Annotated in this window: 17 protein-coding genes and 1 tRNA gene; 9 read left to right on the top strand and 9 right to left on the bottom strand. The window is 57.5% G+C overall.

Annotation, left to right across the window (positions count from 1 at the left end; genetic code table 11):
* Positions 1–63 precede the first annotated feature (63 nt).
* Both V6N04_RS05285 and V6N04_RS05280 read left to right on the top strand, forming a co-directional pair.
* The gene (locus V6N04_RS05285) at positions 64–660 is read left to right on the top strand and encodes a heme NO-binding domain-containing protein (protein ID WP_371169081.1); all 597 of its coding nucleotides are present in this window, start codon (positions 64–66) and stop codon (positions 658–660) included.
* A complete protein-coding gene (locus V6N04_RS05280) occupies positions 657–1,664 on the top strand; it encodes a diguanylate cyclase domain-containing protein (protein WP_371169080.1) in 1,008 nt (335 codons plus the stop codon). Before V6N04_RS05285 ends, V6N04_RS05280 begins: the two co-directional genes overlap by 4 nt.
* 311 nt (positions 1,665–1,975) lie before the next feature.
* Here V6N04_RS05280 and V6N04_RS05275 read toward each other — a convergent pair.
* The 7 genes from V6N04_RS05275 to V6N04_RS05245 form a co-directional block, all read right to left on the bottom strand.
* A tRNA-Glu gene (locus tag V6N04_RS05275) sits at positions 1,976–2,050 on the bottom strand.
* A 92-nt stretch (positions 2,051–2,142) separates the two neighbouring features.
* Positions 2,143–3,891: a single-stranded-DNA-specific exonuclease RecJ gene (recJ, locus tag V6N04_RS05270; RefSeq protein ID WP_371169079.1), complete on the bottom strand. Its 1,749-nt coding sequence runs from the start codon at positions 3,889–3,891 to the stop codon at positions 2,143–2,145.
* Positions 3,888–4,445 carry a cysteine hydrolase family protein gene (locus V6N04_RS05265; protein ID WP_371169078.1) on the bottom strand — a complete coding sequence of 186 codons (558 nt, stop codon included), beginning with the start codon at positions 4,443–4,445 and terminating at the stop codon, positions 3,888–3,890. Before V6N04_RS05265 ends, recJ begins: the two co-directional genes overlap by 4 nt.
* Complete coding sequence (gene glpX / locus V6N04_RS05260) at positions 4,445–5,416, bottom strand: class II fructose-bisphosphatase (protein WP_371169077.1); 972 nt, start codon at positions 5,414–5,416, stop codon at positions 4,445–4,447. Before glpX ends, V6N04_RS05265 begins: the two co-directional genes overlap by 1 nt.
* Before the next feature lie 87 nt (positions 5,417–5,503).
* Complete coding sequence (locus V6N04_RS05255) at positions 5,504–6,244, bottom strand: ceramidase domain-containing protein (protein ID WP_371169076.1); 741 nt, start codon at positions 6,242–6,244, stop codon at positions 5,504–5,506.
* Between the two features lie 10 nt (positions 6,245–6,254).
* Positions 6,255–7,547, bottom strand: a complete 1,293-nt coding sequence (locus tag V6N04_RS05250; protein ID WP_371169075.1) for a homoserine dehydrogenase — start codon at positions 7,545–7,547, stop codon at positions 6,255–6,257.
* 108 nt (positions 7,548–7,655) lie between these two features.
* Positions 7,656–7,943 (bottom strand): hypothetical protein, encoded by a 288-nt coding sequence (locus V6N04_RS05245; RefSeq protein WP_371169074.1) that lies wholly within the window; start codon positions 7,941–7,943, stop codon positions 7,656–7,658.
* Between the two features lie 148 nt (positions 7,944–8,091).
* Between V6N04_RS05245 and V6N04_RS05240 the strand changes: the two genes are divergently transcribed.
* From V6N04_RS05240 to V6N04_RS05220, 5 genes are all read left to right on the top strand, one after another.
* Positions 8,092–8,679, top strand: a complete 588-nt coding sequence (locus tag V6N04_RS05240) for a TetR/AcrR family transcriptional regulator (protein WP_371169073.1) — start codon at positions 8,092–8,094, stop codon at positions 8,677–8,679.
* A 52-nt stretch (positions 8,680–8,731) separates the two neighbouring features.
* Positions 8,732–10,699 (top strand): DNA primase, encoded by a 1,968-nt coding sequence (gene dnaG, locus V6N04_RS05235; RefSeq protein WP_371169072.1) that lies wholly within the window; start codon positions 8,732–8,734, stop codon positions 10,697–10,699.
* Positions 10,700–10,881: 182 nt separating this feature from the next.
* The gene (gene rpoD / locus V6N04_RS05230) at positions 10,882–12,873 is read left to right on the top strand and encodes an RNA polymerase sigma factor RpoD (protein ID WP_371169071.1); all 1,992 of its coding nucleotides are present in this window, start codon (positions 10,882–10,884) and stop codon (positions 12,871–12,873) included.
* Positions 12,874–13,235: 362 nt separating this feature from the next.
* Positions 13,236–13,427 (top strand): hypothetical protein, encoded by a 192-nt coding sequence (locus tag V6N04_RS05225; protein WP_371169070.1) that lies wholly within the window; start codon positions 13,236–13,238, stop codon positions 13,425–13,427.
* Positions 13,428–13,587: 160 nt separating this feature from the next.
* Complete coding sequence (locus V6N04_RS05220) at positions 13,588–14,007, top strand: secondary thiamine-phosphate synthase enzyme YjbQ (protein WP_371169069.1); 420 nt, start codon at positions 13,588–13,590, stop codon at positions 14,005–14,007.
* Between the two features lie 27 nt (positions 14,008–14,034).
* On the opposite strand, the gene V6N04_RS05215 is transcribed toward V6N04_RS05220, so the two are convergent.
* Positions 14,035–14,238 (bottom strand): dodecin family protein, encoded by a 204-nt coding sequence (locus tag V6N04_RS05215; protein ID WP_371169068.1) that lies wholly within the window; start codon positions 14,236–14,238, stop codon positions 14,035–14,037.
* A gap of 217 nt (positions 14,239–14,455) precedes the next feature.
* On the opposite strand from V6N04_RS05215, the gene nrdR reads away from it, so the two are divergent.
* Together nrdR and ribD are read left to right on the top strand one after the other, a co-directional pair.
* Positions 14,456–14,926 (top strand): transcriptional regulator NrdR, encoded by a 471-nt coding sequence (nrdR, locus tag V6N04_RS05210; protein ID WP_371169067.1) that lies wholly within the window; start codon positions 14,456–14,458, stop codon positions 14,924–14,926.
* 20 nt (positions 14,927–14,946) lie between these two features.
* Complete coding sequence (gene ribD / locus V6N04_RS05205; protein ID WP_371169173.1) at positions 14,947–16,023, top strand: bifunctional diaminohydroxyphosphoribosylaminopyrimidine deaminase/5-amino-6-(5-phosphoribosylamino)uracil reductase RibD; 1,077 nt, start codon at positions 14,947–14,949, stop codon at positions 16,021–16,023.
* On the opposite strand, the gene V6N04_RS05200 is transcribed toward ribD, so the two are convergent.
* Entirely contained in the window at positions 16,008–18,068 is a 2,061-nt protein-coding gene (locus V6N04_RS05200; protein WP_371169066.1) for a capsular polysaccharide biosynthesis protein, read from the bottom strand. The two genes, ribD and V6N04_RS05200, sit on opposite strands and share 16 nt — an antisense overlap.
* Positions 18,069–18,076: the final 8 nt, after the last annotated feature.

Genomic DNA, 18,076 nt, shown 5'->3' with positions numbered 1-18,076 from the left:
CTGGACCGCGTTACCAGTTTGTTTACGTTCGGTTGTTAGGGTCGCATCGGAAACGAGTTTGCGATGACGATACATGGTTTGATATTTTGGTGTTTTGAAGGGTTCCTCATATTTACCTATGGGGCTCCTAAGTGGCGTGAAATTATGCGCGACCTTGATTTGGGTTTTGATAGTTTTGAGCCCTTGTTTCGTTACGATTCTGAACTGGCGGATCGATTGATTTCTCTGGCGGCAAACCGGTTGGACAAACCCACTGATACCTTGCTGGAAGATTTTGGGACATATCTGGTTGCGGACAAACGGGTCGAGCGTGTGCGCCGTTTGTTGCGGTTTGGTGGCGTGAACTACACAGATTTCCTTCATTCGTTAGAAGATTTGCGCGGACGGGCCCAACTCGCTATCCCCGATCTAGACTTGCCGGTGATCGAATTAGAGGAGAAATCGTCTGAGGAATACAGCGTGACGTGTCGCGGTGTACCAAATGGGTGCGGGCATGTCCTCCTTGGCGTTTTGCGTGCCCTTGCGGATGACTATGGCGCGCTGGTGTTTCTAGAGCATCAGGGTAGCGTTGATAATGAAGAAGTGATCTCGATCCGATTGCTTGAAATGCAACACGGAGAAGGGCGGGCTTTCCATCTAACTACCGAGTGTGCATCATGAATTTGGATGTCTCAATCCCGATCGCCCCAGGTACGCTTGACCAAATGATGCCGATGCACTTGCTGCTGGATGATGGGGCTCGGGTCAGCCACGCTGGGCCTACGATTACCAAAGTATTCGGCGCTGATTTGAAGGGTCGAAGTGCGTTTTCCCTTTTTGAACTCAGGCGCCCACGCGTTGTGCGGTCTATGGACGACGTCAGGGCAATGGCCGGGTCGAAGGTGCATCTTCGCCTGAAAGACGCGGCCGGCACGACAATGGTGGGCGCAGTGGCCGTTCTTCCCGGTGGATCTCATGTGTTGATGAACCTGTCCTTTGGATATTCAGTCGTCGAGGCGGTCGCGCGCTATCGGCTGGCCGGCTCTGATTTTGCGCCGACTGATTTGACAGTCGAGATGCTCTATCTGATGGAAGCCAAGTCAGCCGCTATGACCGCTACATCTCAGATGGCGCACCGTCTTCACGGTGAAAAAGCTGAAGCGCAGGTAGAGGCTATGACCGACGGTCTGACTGGTTTGAAAAACCGGCGCGCGTTTGATGCAACTTTCGAGCGCAGCGTCGCACGGTCAGCTCAGTTCTCTTTGATGCACATTGATCTCGATTTCTTCAAGGCGGTGAATGACACCCTTGGGCATGCTGCCGGAGACGCAGTGCTGTGCGAAGTTGCCAGCGTACTCTCGGCCGAGACGCGAGAATCCGACATGGTCGCCCGAGTTGGAGGAGATGAGTTTGTCATTCTGTTTGGTCGCCTGACGGACGAACATATTCTAGGTAATATCGCGGCGCGTATCATCCGCCGTTTGGAGCAACCCATTCCTTTTGAGGGAAAAGATTGCAGCATCTCTGCCAGTATCGGAATTGTGAGGAGTACGGACTACGACAAGGCAACATCCGACCAGATGACGGCAGATGCGGATCGCGCGCTATACGCTTCGAAAGATCGCGGCAGAGCTTGTTATACGATGTTTGAACGCTCAGCAGACCCGACCGAAAGAGCAGGATAAACGCAATGCGGGTGTAGAACTCAAGGCTGTGTTATATTGGAGGGGCGATGATCTGGCGTTGACGGCGGTAATTGTCCTTACACGCTGCTTCGAAGAATGTTCCTTCATGCCTGGGGCATGTATCGTGTCGGCATCGAAGTTCGCAAAGTTGTGATCGCCGCAGCCGCGCGAACCTGTTGGCTCCAATGACCGCTATGGTCTAGATGTCTCGAAATCCGTGATCGGTTCACCATAGTAGCTGGCACCACGTCTGACCAACATGCCAAATCGTCTGCATTTTTGATGCAAAACAATGAAAATATAAGTGAGAATGGCAGCCCGTACGAGAATCGAACTCGTCTTTCCAGGTTGAAAACCTGGCGTCCTAACCGATAGACGAACGGGCCACGCTGTTGGTGAGGGGGTTTCTAAGAGAAAGGGTCAGAGCGCGCAAGAGGGATTTTCAGCTTTTTTAAAAAAACTATAAGCCTTAAGAAAATCAGGCTTTTGCGGCATCTTCCAGACGTAGTTGTGGGCTGCTTCGCCCCTGCCATTGGTTGATTTCGAGTCGGCCCGCGAGATGGAATCTTTGTCCGCCATGTTGCTCTAACGCTGGACCAAGTGGGCCATCAAAAGCGCCAAACGCAATGGCGTCTATACGTGTTCCCATTCCGTCGCCGAAGCTGATTTTCAGATGATTTTGCCCCACACGTTTTACAAAGAGGATTTGCACATCAGGGAACGCAAATCTGGGGGCTGGAGCGGATGCACCAAAGGGACCAGCCTGCTCGAGCGTTTCGATCAGCTCAACACTCGCCGCTGTGGGCATCATCAATGCATCGATTTTCACATCGGCCGTACCGAGCGATCCTGCACCTTGTTTGGACAACAACTCGCTCAACCGCTCCATTGCGGGTTCAAGTTGCGCGGGGGTCAGGCTCAGGCCGGCGGCCATTTTGTGTCCCCCACCCTTGGCAATCTGTCCCTCTGTGGCCAGTCTTTGGATGGCCGCTCCAAGGTCAATTCCGGATACCGAGCGGCCGGATCCCTTGCCGTCTTCACCATCGAATCCGATCACGACCGACGGACGATTGGTGGCCTCTTTCAGGCGGCTGGCAACGATCCCGACCACACCCGGATGCCAGCCATCAGCAGCTGCCCAGACGAGTGGTGCATCGAGCCCTCGCGCCTCTGCCTGTTCCATCGCGGCGTCCTGCACACGGGCCTCAATCTCGCGCCGCTCAGCATTCAGTTCATTCAATTTTTCGGCGATAGACTGCGCTTCGTTCGGGTCCGTTGTCGAAAGCAGTCGCGCCCCAAGGTCGGCTTTGCCAATGCGCCCGCCGGCATTTACGCGGGGCCCCATCAGATAGCCAAGATGATAGGCTCGCGGCGGTTCGTTCAGCCCCGCAACATCTGCCAGGGCGACCATGCCAGGGCGTGCGCGTCGCGCCATTATCTTCAGGCCCTGACGTACCAGCGCACGGTTGGCGTTGGTCAGCGGTGCGACGTCGGCGACGGTTCCTAGCGCTACGAGGTCCAGCATGGAAATCAAATCAGGGCCGGGGCGACTTGCCTCGCGCAATTGGCGTCCTAATTCGACCAACAGTAAGAACACCACACCGGCTGCGCACAGATAACCGGGCACATCAGCCTCGTCTTGCCGGTTGGGATTCACCACTGCATTCGCGTCGGGCAGGGTCTCGCCGCCCAAGTGGTGATCCAAAACCACCACGTCGGCCCCTTTTGCGCGTGCGGCGGCGATGGGATCATAGCTTAGCGTGCCGCAGTCGACGCAGATGATCAGACTGTGATCTGCAGCAAGCTTCTCCATCGCGGGCGTGTTGGGGCCGTAACCTTCGTCGATCCGGTCGGGGATATAAAGCGTGACCTTCCTTCTGAAGAACCGAAACCAATCAATCAGCAGAGCCGCCGAGGTCGCGCCATCGACGTCATAGTCAGCGAAAATCGCGACCTGTTCGTTCTGATCCAAAGCCTGCAGGACACGTGCCGATGCATGCTCCATGTCTTTCAGTTTGCGCGGGTCGGGCAGCAGGTCACGTAGGGTTGGTTCCAGAAAACCCGGAGCTTCCTCGGCAGGAACGCCGCGCTGTGCAAGGATCATGCAAAGAGCAGGTGGCAGGCCCGTATGCTGTGCAAGCGCTTCGGCCTGTCGGTTGGTTTCTGTAGATGGGCCGACCCAGCGGCGTCCGGTGATCGAACTGTCCACACCAAGAAAACTGGTCAAGCCAACACCTCGTCCGTGGTGCAGACCGTCGCAAACTCGCTGTTCAATTGATCAAGCGCGGTTGTGTGGATTGTTTCCGCCGTAGGGGATGCTCCGTTGCGCCAAGTTGCGTCCGCGTTGCCGGTGAAAGCTGCGCAGGCATCGTGGGGAAGGGTGACGTCGAAGCCAAGATTGGCGGCCATGCGCGTGGTGGTCGACACGCAATGGGGCGTGGTCAGACCGCAAATCACGACTGAACCAATATCAGCCTTGCGCAGCCGCGCCTCCAGATCGGTTCCAATGAAGGCAGAGTTGACGTGCTTGGTTAAAATCGGTTCATCAGGCCGAGGCGCGACCTCCGGCTTAAAGTCAGCACGGCCACCCTCGGGGTTGAGGGGACTGCCCACCGATGTTGATATGTGCTGAACGTGAAAAACGGGCCAGTTATTGGCCCGCCAGAAGGTCAAAAGCCGGGCGGCGTTTGCTTCGGCATCTGGGTTGTTGCGTGCGCCCCAAAAGGGGTCGTCAAACCCCTGTTGGATGTCGATAAGGATCAGCGCTCGCGCTTCAGTCATCAGCCGGCCGACACGGGGTTGCGATAGATCATGCGGCGCACAGATCCGGTTTTCGAGCGCATCAGCAAGGTTTCGGTTGTTAGGAACCCCGGCTCGCGTTTGATGCCAGAAACGATGGAGCCGTCGGTGACGCCGGTGGCTGCAAAGATCACGTCCGCTGTTACCATTTCATCGCGGGTATAGATGCGATCCAAATCGGTGATGCCTGCTTTGGCAGCGCGGCCTCGTTCGTCATCATTGCGGAAGGTCAACTGACCCCACATTTGGCCGCCCATGCATTTCAAAGCGGATGCGGCCAACACGCCTTCGGGTGCGCCGCCGCGACCCATATACATGTCGATGCCGGTGATTTCGGCTTCGGCACAGTGGATCACACCAGCCACGTCACCGTCAGTGATCAGGCGGATGGCGGCACCGGTTGAGCGGATGCCTTCGATCATTTCTTCGTGACGGGGGCGTTCCAGCACACAGACCGTGATGTCGGATGTATCACAGCCACGTGCCGCCGCCAGCGCCTTAACACGTTCGGCCGGAGACATATTAAGGCTTACGACGTCGGTAGGATAGCCGGGCCCAATGGCCAGTTTCTCCATATAGACATCAGGCGCGTGCAAAAGCGTACCGCGCGGGGCCATTGCAATGACGGTCAGCGCATTTGGCATGTCTTTGGCGGTCAGTGTGGTGCCTTCTAGCGGGTCAAGCGCGATGTCAACGGCAGGGCCATCGCCCGAGCCGACCTCTTCACCGATATAGAGCATCGGGGCTTCGTCACGTTCGCCTTCGCCAATCACAACCGTGCCTTGGATGTCCAGAAGGTTCAGCTGGTCGCGCATGGCGTTCACAGCGGCTTGGTCGGCTGCTTTCTCGTCTCCGCGTCCTATAAGGGTGGCAGATGCCATCGCAGCGGCTTCGGATACGCGGGCCAGACCCAGCGAAAGCAAACGGTCCTGAAAAACGACTTTATCGGCCATGTGAGGCAATCCTTACTATCAATGTTGTGCATCGGTTTAGTGCCCGTACATCGCAGGGGCAAGGCATTTGACGGTGGCTGTTAGCGCTTAGCGGTGATTTGCGGTGCTGTCCGAGACCGGGCTTCTGATCAACCCTTGGAATAAAAGCGCGATCATCAAACCATTCAGCGTATGCCACAGGAAATGCGTGCCGATGGGCAGGACCCCACACATATGCATGTCCAACGTGCGCAGCGTCAGAGAAATGGCAAAGACAACTGTGGCCGCAGCAACCCAAGGGGCAAATGGATGGTTCTTCCGTCGGGCCAGGAACGAGAACACGATCAGCGCCAGAATGGCAGGCAAGTATTGCTCCGAGCCATTCAGCAACGAATTTCCAGCTTCCGCGTGCGCGTGGGTCTGCGCGACCTCGGGCGTGGGGGCTGTGGTTTGGCTGCCGCTGCCGTCACCTCCGAATGCAAAGAGGATGGCAATTATACCGGCGACAACTGCCACGCCGATCCCAATGCGCCCCGGGCGCACGCCGCCAATCCGGTGAATGGCGACGAGGATGAATATGGCAACGAAGGTCCAGATCGGAACGACGTCTGCAAGCCCAGACCACGCATTTGCGAAGGTGTGAAACAGGAAGCTGCCCACACCGATCATTGCAGCGAGGATGACCAGAACGTAAGTCGCCAGATCGGTGCGCCCACGCTTTCGCGCCTCGATCCAGCCCCAAAGGGCTGCAAGAATGAAGGACAGGTTTGAGATCGCGTTCAGCGGTTCATTCCAGAACCCGGGCGCGGTGCGTTCGCAATAGATATCGACGGCAGCAAACCAATCCATGCGCGGTCCCTCAGACTTCTTCGATACGGATCGCGACCGGGTCCTCGTCGACGACGCCGGTTTTTGCAAGGCCTGCAAGCGCTGTGTCCAGTGCATCACGGGTGCACTTGTGGGTCACGATCAGGACGGGCGCGAGCTTTTGTTCATGGCTGACCTGACGCATCCGATCGATCGAGATGCCAGCATCCCCCAGCACCGAAGCGACCTTCGCCAACGCGCCGGGTTTGTCCAAAAGCACCATGCGCAGATAGTAAGGCGCAGGCTTTGTGGCACGCACGCCGGTGACCGGGCGCAGAGTTTTGGCAGATTGCCCAAATGTCGGAATGTTCAGACCACGGGCGATATCCATCACATCGCCCATGACCGCGCTGGCGGTGGGGCCTTCGCCTGCACCGGGACCACGTAGAACAACCTGTTCCACGGCGTCACCTTCGACGACAACCATGTTCGTGCCGCCCTCCAGCTGGCCCAGAGGTGATCCAGCAGGCACAAGGCAGGGGCTCATGCGTTGTTCAAGACCACGACCAGTCATTTGCGCAACGCCCAAAAGTTTAATGCGGTAACCCATTTCGGCGGCGTGTTCGATGTCTTCAAGCAGGATGCGTTGGATGCCTTCCAGCTCGACCGCTTCAAAATTCACCTGAGTGCCAAACGCGATTGACGACAGAATTGCCAGTTTGTGGCCCGCGTCGATACCGCCCACGTCAAGGTTCGGGTCGGCTTCCAGATAACCAAGCTCCGCGCATTCCTCGAAAAGTGCATTATAGCCGCGACCGGTGGCCTGCATCTGCGTCAGGATATAGTTGCACGTGCCGTTCATGACGCCCATCACACGGGTGATCTCGTTGCCAGCCAGACCTTCGGTCAGCGATTTGATGATCGGTATTCCACCCGCGACGGCGGCCTCATAACGCAAGCGGATGCCCGCAGCCTCGGCGGCCAAGGCGAGGTCCTGACCATGATGGGCCAAAAGCGCTTTGTTGGCGGTGACGATGTCCTTGCCTGCCGCGATTGCAGCTTCACAAGCGTCTTTTGCAGGGCCTTCATGGCCGCCCATAAGTTCGACAAACACGTCGATATCGTCGCGTTTTGCAAGCGCGACCGGATCGTCCTCCCATGCATAATCCGACAAATCGACACCGCGATCTTTGTCCTTTGATCGGGCCGAAACGGCTGTGACCACAACGGGGCGTCCCGCGCGATCCTCAAGAAGGGCGGCCTGACGGCGAATGATCTTGACGACGCCGATGCCGACGGTGCCAAGACCTGCAATCCCAAGGCGCAGGGGGCTGTTGTCACTCATGTTGCACTCCGTCGGCTGTGATGAATATCAGGCGAGGTGTATCCAATGACCCAAGCCGGTGCAATCCGCAGAGAACGCTTTCGGTAAAAAATGGTGCTGGGGAAAGGATCAGCTCTGATCAAGCGCGTCCTGCAGATCTGCTTCGGCGGCAGTATCAACCACCGGCGTGGCTCGCATCGCCGCGGCGCGCGCACGAAGTTGAGCCGCCCGCGCGGCTAGGGCAGCGATGTCTTCCGGCGCGCCAGCGACCGGGGGCGTGGCCATGATTTCGTTCATCGAGATGATCTCGGGGTGGGGCGCGTTTGCCGCTGCGCCTGCGTCGAAATCTGGAACTTGGGCGCATGCGGCCACGGCAAAGGGCAAGACAGCAGAAATGATCATCGTGCGCGGGTGCATTGGTGGTCTCTCCGGTTCTGCCTGTGGATGTATCCGTGGCTGCAGCAAACATATCGGTCGTGGCGGGGCGTCGCAAGCGGGCATCGCGGCTTGATTGGGTCGGTATCAAAGGGATTGATCTGAACGAGTGTTCAGTTATCAATGCGCTATGGCGCGGAAAACCGGATCCCATAGCGAAATCACTGGTCCTCGTGTGCGCGAGGCGGCGTTGACGCTATTCGCTCGACACGGGTTTGCGGCGGTCTCGATGCGGCAGATCGCGGCTGAGGTCGGCGTGCAGGCCGGCGCGCTCTATCTTTATACGAAAGACAAACAAAGCCTGCTTTATGACCTGATGCGCGCGCATATGGACGAGCTATTGGCGGCGTGGGAGGTCGAGGCCAAAGGCACCGGTCCGCTTGAGGCGCTTGAGGCGTTTTCGCGCTTTCATATTCGGTTCCATCTGGAACGCCCCGATGCGGTGTTTATTGCCTACATGGAGCTTCGAAACCTGACCGAGGATAACTTTGCGTCCATCGAAGCCTTGCGTCGCGACTATGAAGGCAAGCTGGAAGAGATTTTGCGCGCCGGGCAGGACTATGGTGTCATTCATGCGCCCGATATTCGTTTGTCCACCATGGCGATCATCGCAATGCTGACCGGCGTGAATACCTGGTATCGAGAGGGCGGACGCCTGTCGCGTGACGCCGTGGCGGATCGATACTGGGACATGGTGCGCGGCGCAGTTGGGGCATAATCGGCTTCGCCACCCACTGGACTCTCGCCCGCATCGCCCCGATATATAGACCATGTCGCTGCCACCCGGATTTCTAGATGAACTTCGCACCCGTCTGAGCCTGAGTCAGGTCGTCGGACGTAAAGTCATATGGGACCCGCGGAAATCCAATCAGGCCAAGGGCGATCTGTGGGCGCCATGCCCGTTTCATCAGGAAAAAACCGCGTCGTTTCATGTGGATGATCGCAAGGGCTATTACTATTGCTTCGGGTGCCACGAAAAAGGCGATGCGATTTCGTTTGTGCGCGAGACTGAAAATGTGGGCTTCATGGAGGCGGTCGAGATATTGGCCGGAGAGGCGGGTATGCAAATGCCCGCACGCGATCCAAAAGCAAAGGAAAAGGCGGACCGACGCACCCAGCTGGCCGAGGTAATGGAAATGGCGGTCAGCCATTTTCGCTTGATGTTGAAGACCGCTGCGGGTGCTGAGGCGCGCGATTACCTGACCCGGCGTGGATTGAGCGATGCAGCCCTGGAGCGTTGGGAGATCGGCTTTGCGCCGGATGCCTGGCAAGGTCTGTGGGATCATCTGAAGGGCAAGAATGTCGACGATGATCTGATCCTTGGGGCGGGTTTGGCCAAGCCCAGCCAGAAGGGGGGCAAGCCTTATGACACGTTCCGAAACCGCATCCTCTTTCCGATCCGTGATGCGCGTGGTCGTGCGATTGCATTTGGTGGTCGCGCGATGGACCCGGATGACAATGCGAAATACCTGAATTCGCCCGAGACGGAGTTGTTCGACAAGGGGCGCAGCCTTTACAATCACGGCCCGGCCCGCGAGGCAGCCGGCAAAGGCAACCCCCTGATCGTGGCCGAGGGGTACATGGACGTGATCGCTTTGTCCGAAGCAGGATTTGGCGCGACCGTCGCGCCCCTTGGCACCGCGATTACGGAAGACCAATTGCGTCTGTTGTGGCGGATCGCTCCTGAACCCATTATCGCGCTGGATGGCGACACGGCTGGTCTGCGTGCGGCGATGCGGGTGATCGACAATGCGTTGCCGTTGTTAGAGGCCGGGCAGAGCCTGCGGTTTTCCATCATGCCCGAAGGCAAAGACCCCGACGATCTTTTGAAAGAGCGTGGGCCTGAGGCGATGCAGGCCCTGATCGACGGCGCGATCCCCATGGTCGACCTGCTGTGGCGGCGCGAAACGGAAGGCAAAGTGTTCGACAGCCCAGAGCGTAAGGCTGCACTGGACAAAGACTTGCGCATTGCGATTGCGCGCATTCAAGACCCCTCGATCCGGTCGCACTATGGACAAGCTATCAAGGACAAACGTTGGGATTTGTTTCGGGCGCGTCCAAAGGGACAGGGGGCGGGCAAGCGCCCGTGGCAACCAGGGAAGGGGCGCGGTTGGGCACAGACTCCGCCAGTTCAGCCTTCAACCAAAAGTTCGTTACTGGCCACCGCAGATGACCAAACCCAAGAGGTACTGCGCGAAGCGGTGATCCTTGCGATCCTGATCCGACGCCCTGACATGTTGGAGCTTGTCGAAAGCCGGATGGAGCGGTTGGATATGATTGGCCCCGATCACGGCGGACTACAAACTGTGCTGCTGCGACATGCCCATGAAGGCGCGGACGTGCTTGAAAGCACCATAACTGATCGAATTGGGGGCCGTGCCCTTGAAAAACTCTATGCCCTCAACCATGTGCAGATTACCCCCGCGATCCGACAACCCGATGATGACGAAACCGTCGAGGCCTGTCTGAACGAGGAGCTGATGAAGCTGGAGGCGATGCGCGGGTTAAGACGCGAGGTGGCGGATGCCGCCCAAGATATGGATACCCTTCCTGACGAAGGTGTCACATGGCGTCTTAGCCAAGCCGCTGAGGCGCGCAACAACGCGATACGCAGCCAGACCGAGGACAAAGCGACATACGAAGTTGCGGACAATGGCTCGCTTCTAAACCGTGAAGAACGCGACGCATTGGACGCGCTTTTAGAGCAAATCGACCCTGCAAAAGGTAAGGGGAAATAGCAACACTGCCGGATGCTCTGGCCTTTTGGTAAAGACCCGGCAAAGAATACGCGATACATGGGTTGGCGAATCACTGATTCGAGTGAATGATTCGGCCAACCGAATCACTGACGTGGTGGGACATCACCAAAGGGGGACGCCCCGATGCCCCATATCCGCCAAGCCAAGCGCAAGGAGGGCCCATGGCCGCCAAGGATACCGCCAACGACCGCAAGGACGATCAGGACAACGAGCCGATGACTGACACCAGTCAGACGGCGGTTAAAAAGATGATCGCCGAGGCGCGGGAAAAAGGCTACATCACCTACGATCAACTTAATCAGGTTCTGCCACCTGATCAGGTCAGTTCCGAACAGATCGAAGACGTGATGTCGATGCTGTCAGAGATGGGCATCAACATCATCGAAGATGAAGAGGCGGAAGAGGACGAGAAAGGCTCGACTGAGCTTGTGACCCAGCAGGGCGCGCGCGAAGTCACTGTCGCCACCGCGGAGACCGAGAAACTAGATCGCACGGATGATCCGGTCCGCATGTACTTGCGTGAAATGGGGTCGGTGGAGCTTCTGAGCCGCGAAGGCGAAATTGCAATCGCCAAGCGGATCGAAGCTGGTCGTAACACGATGATTTCGGGCCTGTGTGAAAGCCCGTTGACCTTCCAGGCGATTACAATCTGGCGCGACGAACTTCTGAGCGAAGATATTTTGCTGCGCGACGTCATCGATCTAGATGCCACCTTTGGCAACGCGATGGACGAAGATGGGGACGATGAAGAAAGCGTTGCCGCACCTGCGGTAAATGGCGCAGCCGCCCCGACTGAAAAGAAGGCATCCGAGCAAGAGCTGGACGCCGACGGCAACCCGATTGCCAATGACGACGACGATGACGACGAAGATGAAGCGGCCAACATGTCTCTGGCCGCGATGGAAGCAGCTCTGAAGCCGCGTGTTCTGGAGACACTGGAACTTATCGCGCGCGACTATGAGCAACTGTCGGAAATGCAGGATCTACGGATGTCTGCAACCCTGAACGAAGATGACAGCTTCTCGAAAAAGGAAGAGGGCGCGTATCAGAAGCTGCGGTCCGAAATTGTCCTGTTGGTGAACGAACTTCACTTGCATAACAACCGGATCGAAGCGCTGGTCGATCAGCTTTACGGCATTAACCGTCGGATCATGTCCATCGACAGCGCAATGGTGAAGCTTGCAGATCAGGCCCGTATCAACCGCCGGGAGTTCATCGACGCCTATCGTGGTCGCGAGTTGGATCCGACCTGGCTTGAGGACATGTCAGCGAATACCGGTCGTGCGTGGCAGGGGTTCATTGAAAAGTCGACCGACAAGGTTGAACAACTGCGCGCCGACATGGCGCAAGTTGGTCAGTATGTTGGCGTCGACATTCCAGAATTCCGCCGGATCGTTCAACAGGTTCAAAAGGGTGAAAAAGAGGCCCGTCAGGCCAAGAAGGAAATGGTTGAAGCCAACCTTCGCCTCGTGATCTCGATCGCTAAGAAATACACCAACCGCGGCCTGCAATTCCTTGATCTTATTCAGGAAGGTAACATCGGCCTGATGAAGGCGGTTGATAAGTTTGAATATCGTCGCGGCTACAAATTCTCGACCTATGCGACATGGTGGATCCGTCAGGCCATCACGCGCTCGATTGCCGATCAGGCGCGCACGATCCGTATTCCGGTTCATATGATCGAGACGATCAACAAGCTGGTTCGGACCGGTCGCCAGATGCTGCACGAGATCGGCCGCGAGCCGACCCCGGAAGAACTGGCCGAGAAGCTGCAAATGCCGCTTGAGAAAGTGCGCAAGGTGATGAAAATCGCCAAAGAGCCGATTTCTTTGGAAACGCCGATTGGTGACGAGGAAGACAGCCAGCTGGGTGACTTCATCGAGGATAAGAATGCTGTGCTGCCCTTGGACAGTGCCATTCAGGAAAACCTCAAGGAAACCACGACACGGGTTCTGGCGTCCCTTACACCGCGTGAAGAACGTGTGCTGCGGATGCGCTTTGGCATTGGGATGAACACCGACCATACGTTGGAAGAGGTGGGGCAGCAGTTCAGCGTGACCCGCGAACGGATCCGTCAGATCGAGGCAAAGGCGCTGCGCAAGCTGAAGCACCCAAGCCGATCACGTAAGCTGCGGTCGTTCTTGGACCAGTAATGTGACCCGGTGTTCCGGGTCCTATCGACATCGACAGATAAGGCGCACTCCAGAATTTGGCGTGCGCCTTTTTTCTGCCACATTTGTGCCCATTTCGCGTCTGCCCGTTAGTTTCTGCGAATCCCCCAAAAATTCTTGGTTCGAGCGCTTTTGAGAAGCCAACCCACTATCTATGAGGGAAAGGGAGCGCGACCTGTCTCCGTCCGAAAGAAAGATCGGTTGGAAACAATTTGTTCACCAAGAAACAACAGCCAAAAATGCGCTTTTTGCTTTGAATTGGGCGGAAATGTGGCAAAAATATGAACAGGGTGTTTAGACGATTACTTTTTTGAATAAAGCAATTTTTATATGTGGGGGATTTCATGCGGAACACGGTGGACGCAAATACATTTACGACCGGCTTAAAGCGGCCGATGACAAACTTCCGAGAAGAACTTTCAAAGCGTGGTGGTCAGCCCGATGCAAGATCGGGGCGGCTTCGTGCATTGCTTAAGTTAGAGACACGCCGTGAAGAGGGCCGCTTATCACGCCGCCCTGCGCTGATCGTTCTCTAACTTCGCCAGTTTTCCGGCACTCAGAGGCGTCCCACTCACGCGAACAAAGGCGGTGAGGATGCCGGCCTTGTCGACTTTTTCATCCAGACTGCCTCGGGTGCCGGAAAAACGAAATGCGATGGCCTTGCATAGGTGACATTGATCACGTCATATCGGTGCCATGGCCCATACTATTTTAGTACAGACAAACGGTCCGCGCCTGTACGAGCTCACATCAGAAATCACTCGATGGATTGATCTACAACCAATTGATGACGGCGTGCTAACATTGTTTGTCCGCCACACGTCCTGTTCGCTTCTGATCCAAGAAAATGCAGACCCAGAAGTTCAGACCGACTTGCAGAACTTTTTCCATCGGCTGGTTCCGCCTACGACGGATCCATCGATGGACTATTTGACCCACACTTATGAAGGGCCGGATGATATGCCAGCCCATATAAAAGCGGCGATGATGCCGGTCAGCCTGTCAATACCCGTGCACGGTGGGCGTATGGCGCTTGGCACGTGGCAGGGGGTTTATCTGTTTGAACACAGAAATGCGCCGCACACCCGACAGGTGGCAGCGCATCTCGGCCCTTAGGCCAGTGGCCCGCGAGTGGTGTTTGGGTTAGCCTTCCAGAACGAAAGTCACCATCAGGTTCACCTGATAATGGGCAACTTTGCCGTTTTCGACTTTGACTGATTGTTCTTTCACCCAAGCGCTGACGACGTTGCGCAGGGTTTCAGATGCGCGTTCAACGCCTTTTTCGACGGCATCGTCGAAGCTTTTTGTAGAGGTTGCAGAAATCTCGGTTACGCGTGCAACAGACATTGGTATCTCCTTCATGAATGAATTTGCGCACAATGATCTGGTTGACGCGCGCGTAACAGGGGAACCGAGAACGACTTTTCCCCGTAGGCGAGAAACGCGGCGCATTTTGCGCTTCGTATTACCCCCTACACAAGACCTAGCGGCTGTCCTATAGTGCCTGTGGATAACTGGGCGTCAGACCCAATACCCGAGCTGTGAACAGAGAAAAGGAAGGCCGATGCGCTGCCCGTTTTGCGGAAATATCGACACACAGGTTAAAGATAGTCGGCCGGCCGAGGATCACGTCGCCATTCGCCGACGCCGGTTTTGTCCGGCTTGCGGAGGACGTTTTACAACATATGAACGGGTGCAGCTGCGCGACCTTGTTGTCGTAAAGTCCAACGGACGACGCGAGGATTTCGACCGCGAGAAGCTGGAACGCTCGATCCGTATTTCGATGCAAAAACGCCCGGTCGAACCGGATCGCATTGATCAGATGATCTCGGGTATTGTGCGCCGGTTGGAAAGCATGGGCGAAACGGACATTCCGTCGAAAACAATTGGCGAGATTGTGATGGAAAGTCTGGCCCGGATCGACACGGTCGCCTATGTGCGTTTTGCCAGTGTTTACAAGAACTTCCAGGCGGCGGACGATTTTGATAAGTTTGTCAGCGAGTTGCGCCCGGACATCCCACCGGAAGACGAGTGACCCAATCTGAAACGCGGTATATGCGATTGGCCCTGTCGCTTGGGCGGCGGGGTCTTGGGCGTTGTGCGCCGAACCCTGCGGTGGGCTGCGTTATCGTCTCGGAAGGCCGAATTGTCGGGCGGGGTTGGACCCAACCCGGTGGGCGGCCTCATGCAGAGGCCGTTGCACTGGCGCAGGCGCGAGAGGCAGCAAACGGCGCCACAGTCTATGTCACGTTGGAGCCTTGTGCCCATCACGGGCAAACCCCACCCTGCGCCGGTTCACTGATCGAAGCCGGTGTCGCGCGGGTTGTGGTCGCAACTGGTGATCCTGATCCTCGGGTGGACGGCGGCGGCGTTGCGATGCTGCGTGCAGCGGGCATTGAGGTTGAAGTCGGCCTTTGTGCCGCTGAGGCGAAAGCAGACCTTGCGGGCTTTTTGAAACGCGTCACCGAAGGACGCCCTTTGGTCACGCTGAAACTGGCAAGCTCGTTTGATGGTCGGATTGCGACGGCGTCGGGTGAAAGTCAGTGGATAACCGGAACTGACGCGCGTCGCCACGTCCACGCGATGCGGGCCAGTCACGATGCGGTCATGATCGGCGCGGGAACGGCGCGCGCGGATGATCCCTCGCTGACGGTCCGCGGGCTAGGCGTAGCACATCAACCCATCCGGGTTGTGTTGTCACGTCATCTGGACCTGCCGCTTGATTGTCAGCTGGCGCGGACCGCGAAAGAAATTCCGGTCTGGATCTGCCACGGACGCCGCGCCGCGCCGGAGTTGGTGTCGGCTTGGGCTGGGATCGGTGCTCAGATGATCGAGGTCGACGAGGCTGAAGGTGCGCTTGATCCAAAGTCGGTGCTTAACGCGCTGGGTGCGCGCGGACTAACCCGAGTTTATTGCGAAGGCGGCGGCGGATTGGCGGCGTCGCTGCTGATGGCCGATCTGGTGGACGAGTTGGTTGGGTATACCGCGGGTCTGGCATTGGGGGCCGAGGGGCGACCCTCGCTTGCGGCGATGGGGATCGGGCGGCTGGCCGAGGCGCCCCGGTTCGATCTGATCGAGGCGCGCGCCGTCGGATCAGACATCCTTCACCGTTGGCGTCAGCGCCAAAGGTAAGCGTAGCTTGCGAACAGACCTTGTAGTTTTGCCAACATGCGTGTGCGATAGTTTGCTTCTGATTGAACGCCGTCGGCTAAACGTTCGACAATCACCTCGACCGGGCACGCCGTGCCGGTGATCGGGTCGTGATAACGCGGATAGTCGATCAGCACGGCATGCGTCAACGCGATGATATCCGGGCGGGCCGTGCGCCGCTCTGGAACCCAGCCCAGATCAGCAGTCAGCCCCCAACCGGCATAGAATGGCGCGCCTAGACAGGTGACATGGCGACCGCGCAAAAGCGCTTCGAACCCGAGGGTCGATGTCATGGTCCAAACTTCATCCACCGCGTTGATCAAACCAATTGGATCAGCGTCATGCGCAATTAAGTCGGCAAGGGGGCCAGCGTCCTGTTCCGGTATTGCGCCAGTACGCAGCCCTGCCTCTACATCAGGGTGGGGCTTATAGATGATGACGGCCTCGGGGTTTTCCAGCCGCGCCCGCTGTAAAAGCGCTAAGTTGGTGCAGACAGACCCGGTGCCAAGCCGGATCGAGGCGTCATCTTCCACCTGTCCGGGCACCAAAATGCGCTTGCCTTTCGGCAAGTCCTTGATGCCGGGCGGCAAGGTACGATCAAGGTTGTATTTGGCAAGCCCAGCTTCGGTAATTCGCAGGATCAACCGCTCTGCGCGGGCTCGCGTATGGTCGGGCAGGGTGGTCGAGGCCCCGATGTAGCGCTCCAAACGGCTTTCACGGTTTGGATCGTAATAGATGCCCAAATCATCGCGCACCAGCGACATGGGCGGTACAAGCTCGGCTCCAAGGCCGCGTGAGCGTAGGAAACCGTCTTCGATCCGAAGAAGTGCTGGCGCGCTTTGATGGGCGTCTTGCTCTTTGCCCGCCCAGACCATCAAGGGCCGTTCGACCTTTTGCGCGCCTTGGGTCGCGCGCATGGCGTCGTCGTCAAAGATCATGGCGGGACCGTCGTGATAGAAATCAGCAAGCGGGCGGCGTTTCCACAGCCGCATACCACTGGCCACATAGCCCAGACGATCTTCCCGCCACGCACGCGAACGCGCTTCTAACGTATCCAGAACCTGTTCAATCTCGCACAAACGATCACGATATGGGTCGTACCACGTGGGATAAAGGATCATCGCCCCGGCAAAAAGTTGTGCCCGCGTCAGCGTGCGACGACGGCGATCAACGGGGCGTTCGTCATGGGTCAGGCCCCAACCTGAATAGAATGGCTGGCCAAAAACATGTGGTTTGTGGCCTGCAAGTATAGCTTCGAACCCAAGGCCCGAACTGACGGTGTAGACGGCCATCGCCCCTTCAAGAAGCCCCCACGGATCAAGCGGGCCACTGATCAAGCGGACCTGATCGCTCTCATCCTCGGCCCCGAAATGACCTTGCCGGTGACCCAGATCACTTTCTGGGTGCGTTTTGATCAGGATGCGCGCATCGGGGTGGTTGAGCCGCGCTGCCACCAACATCTCGCGAAATGTGTTTTCGGATGCGCCAGCATGCTTGATCGAGGCATCGCCCCGCGTCTGGTCAATTACCAATACATAGGGCGCATCGGGCAAGGGCAGAGCGGGGTCAAACGTGTTGTATTTGCTCAGGCGGCACGAGCGCATCCGCTCCATCGCGTCGCGTGCGCGGTTCAAAACTGTGTTGTCGTCCAGTGGGTCTGTGGCCAGAATATGCTCCAGCCGCGAAGGTGTGCTGCTGTCAAAATGGACGCCCATATCGTCGATCAGCAAACCCAGCGGGGCCTCGCCCGAGCGTCCGGGCAGGATGGAGCGCAGGAATGCGTCTTCGACCCGGATGACGGGGGCTTCTCGGCGCGACGCAACAGCTTCGCCACGGCCAGAGGTCGGACTTTTTCCCCAAACGCCCACATGCGCGCCTTCGGTGGGCAATCCAAGCCGGACATCCCATCCGGCGAGGGAAAGAATGCGGCGAATACGGGATTGCGTCAGGAACCCACCATTATAAACATAAAGCCGCCGGGCGGTGTCACCGTCGGCGGCTTTGATGCAGTGGGTGTCTGGGGCCATGTTGGCCA

It is taken from the genome of Aliiroseovarius conchicola, assembly GCF_041403445.1.
Lineage (GTDB): Bacteria > Pseudomonadota > Alphaproteobacteria > Rhodobacterales > Rhodobacteraceae > Aliiroseovarius > Aliiroseovarius conchicola.
The sequence above is the reverse complement of the archived record's forward strand: the minus strand, read 5'-3'. Positions and strand labels throughout refer to the sequence as shown.

What these genes read in the sequence shown, in the direction of transcription:
- V6N04_RS05240 (WP_371169073.1), top strand. Translation starts at nt 8,092, where the DNA reads ATGGCGCGGAAAACCGGATCCCATAGCGAAATCACTGGTCCTCGTGTG.
- ribD (WP_371169173.1), top strand. Translation starts at nt 14,947, where the DNA reads ATGCGATTGGCCCTGTCGCTTGGGCGGCGGGGTCTTGGGCGTTGTGCG.
- glpX (WP_371169077.1), bottom strand. Translation starts at nt 5,416, where the DNA reads ATGGCCGATAAAGTCGTTTTTCAGGACCGTTTGCTTTCGCTGGGTCTG.
- dnaG (WP_371169072.1), top strand. Translation starts at nt 8,732, where the DNA reads ATGTCGCTGCCACCCGGATTTCTAGATGAACTTCGCACCCGTCTGAGC.
- V6N04_RS05215 (WP_371169068.1), bottom strand. Translation starts at nt 14,238, where the DNA reads ATGTCTGTTGCACGCGTAACCGAGATTTCTGCAACCTCTACAAAAAGC.
- V6N04_RS05200 (WP_371169066.1), bottom strand. Translation starts at nt 18,068, where the DNA reads ATGGCCCCAGACACCCACTGCATCAAAGCCGCCGACGGTGACACCGCC.
- V6N04_RS05245 (WP_371169074.1), bottom strand. Translation starts at nt 7,943, where the DNA reads ATGCACCCGCGCACGATGATCATTTCTGCTGTCTTGCCCTTTGCCGTG.
- V6N04_RS05285 (WP_371169081.1), top strand. Translation starts at nt 64, where the DNA reads ATGACGATACATGGTTTGATATTTTGGTGTTTTGAAGGGTTCCTCATA.
- V6N04_RS05265 (WP_371169078.1), bottom strand. Translation starts at nt 4,445, where the DNA reads ATGACTGAAGCGCGAGCGCTGATCCTTATCGACATCCAACAGGGGTTT.
- V6N04_RS05280 (WP_371169080.1), top strand. Translation starts at nt 657, where the DNA reads ATGAATTTGGATGTCTCAATCCCGATCGCCCCAGGTACGCTTGACCAA.
- V6N04_RS05225 (WP_371169070.1), top strand. Translation starts at nt 13,236, where the DNA reads ATGCGGAACACGGTGGACGCAAATACATTTACGACCGGCTTAAAGCGG.
- rpoD (WP_371169071.1), top strand. Translation starts at nt 10,882, where the DNA reads ATGGCCGCCAAGGATACCGCCAACGACCGCAAGGACGATCAGGACAAC.
- V6N04_RS05220 (WP_371169069.1), top strand. Translation starts at nt 13,588, where the DNA reads ATGGCCCATACTATTTTAGTACAGACAAACGGTCCGCGCCTGTACGAG.
- nrdR (WP_371169067.1), top strand. Translation starts at nt 14,456, where the DNA reads ATGCGCTGCCCGTTTTGCGGAAATATCGACACACAGGTTAAAGATAGT.
- V6N04_RS05250 (WP_371169075.1), bottom strand. Translation starts at nt 7,547, where the DNA reads ATGAGTGACAACAGCCCCCTGCGCCTTGGGATTGCAGGTCTTGGCACC.
- V6N04_RS05255 (WP_371169076.1), bottom strand. Translation starts at nt 6,244, where the DNA reads ATGGATTGGTTTGCTGCCGTCGATATCTATTGCGAACGCACCGCGCCC.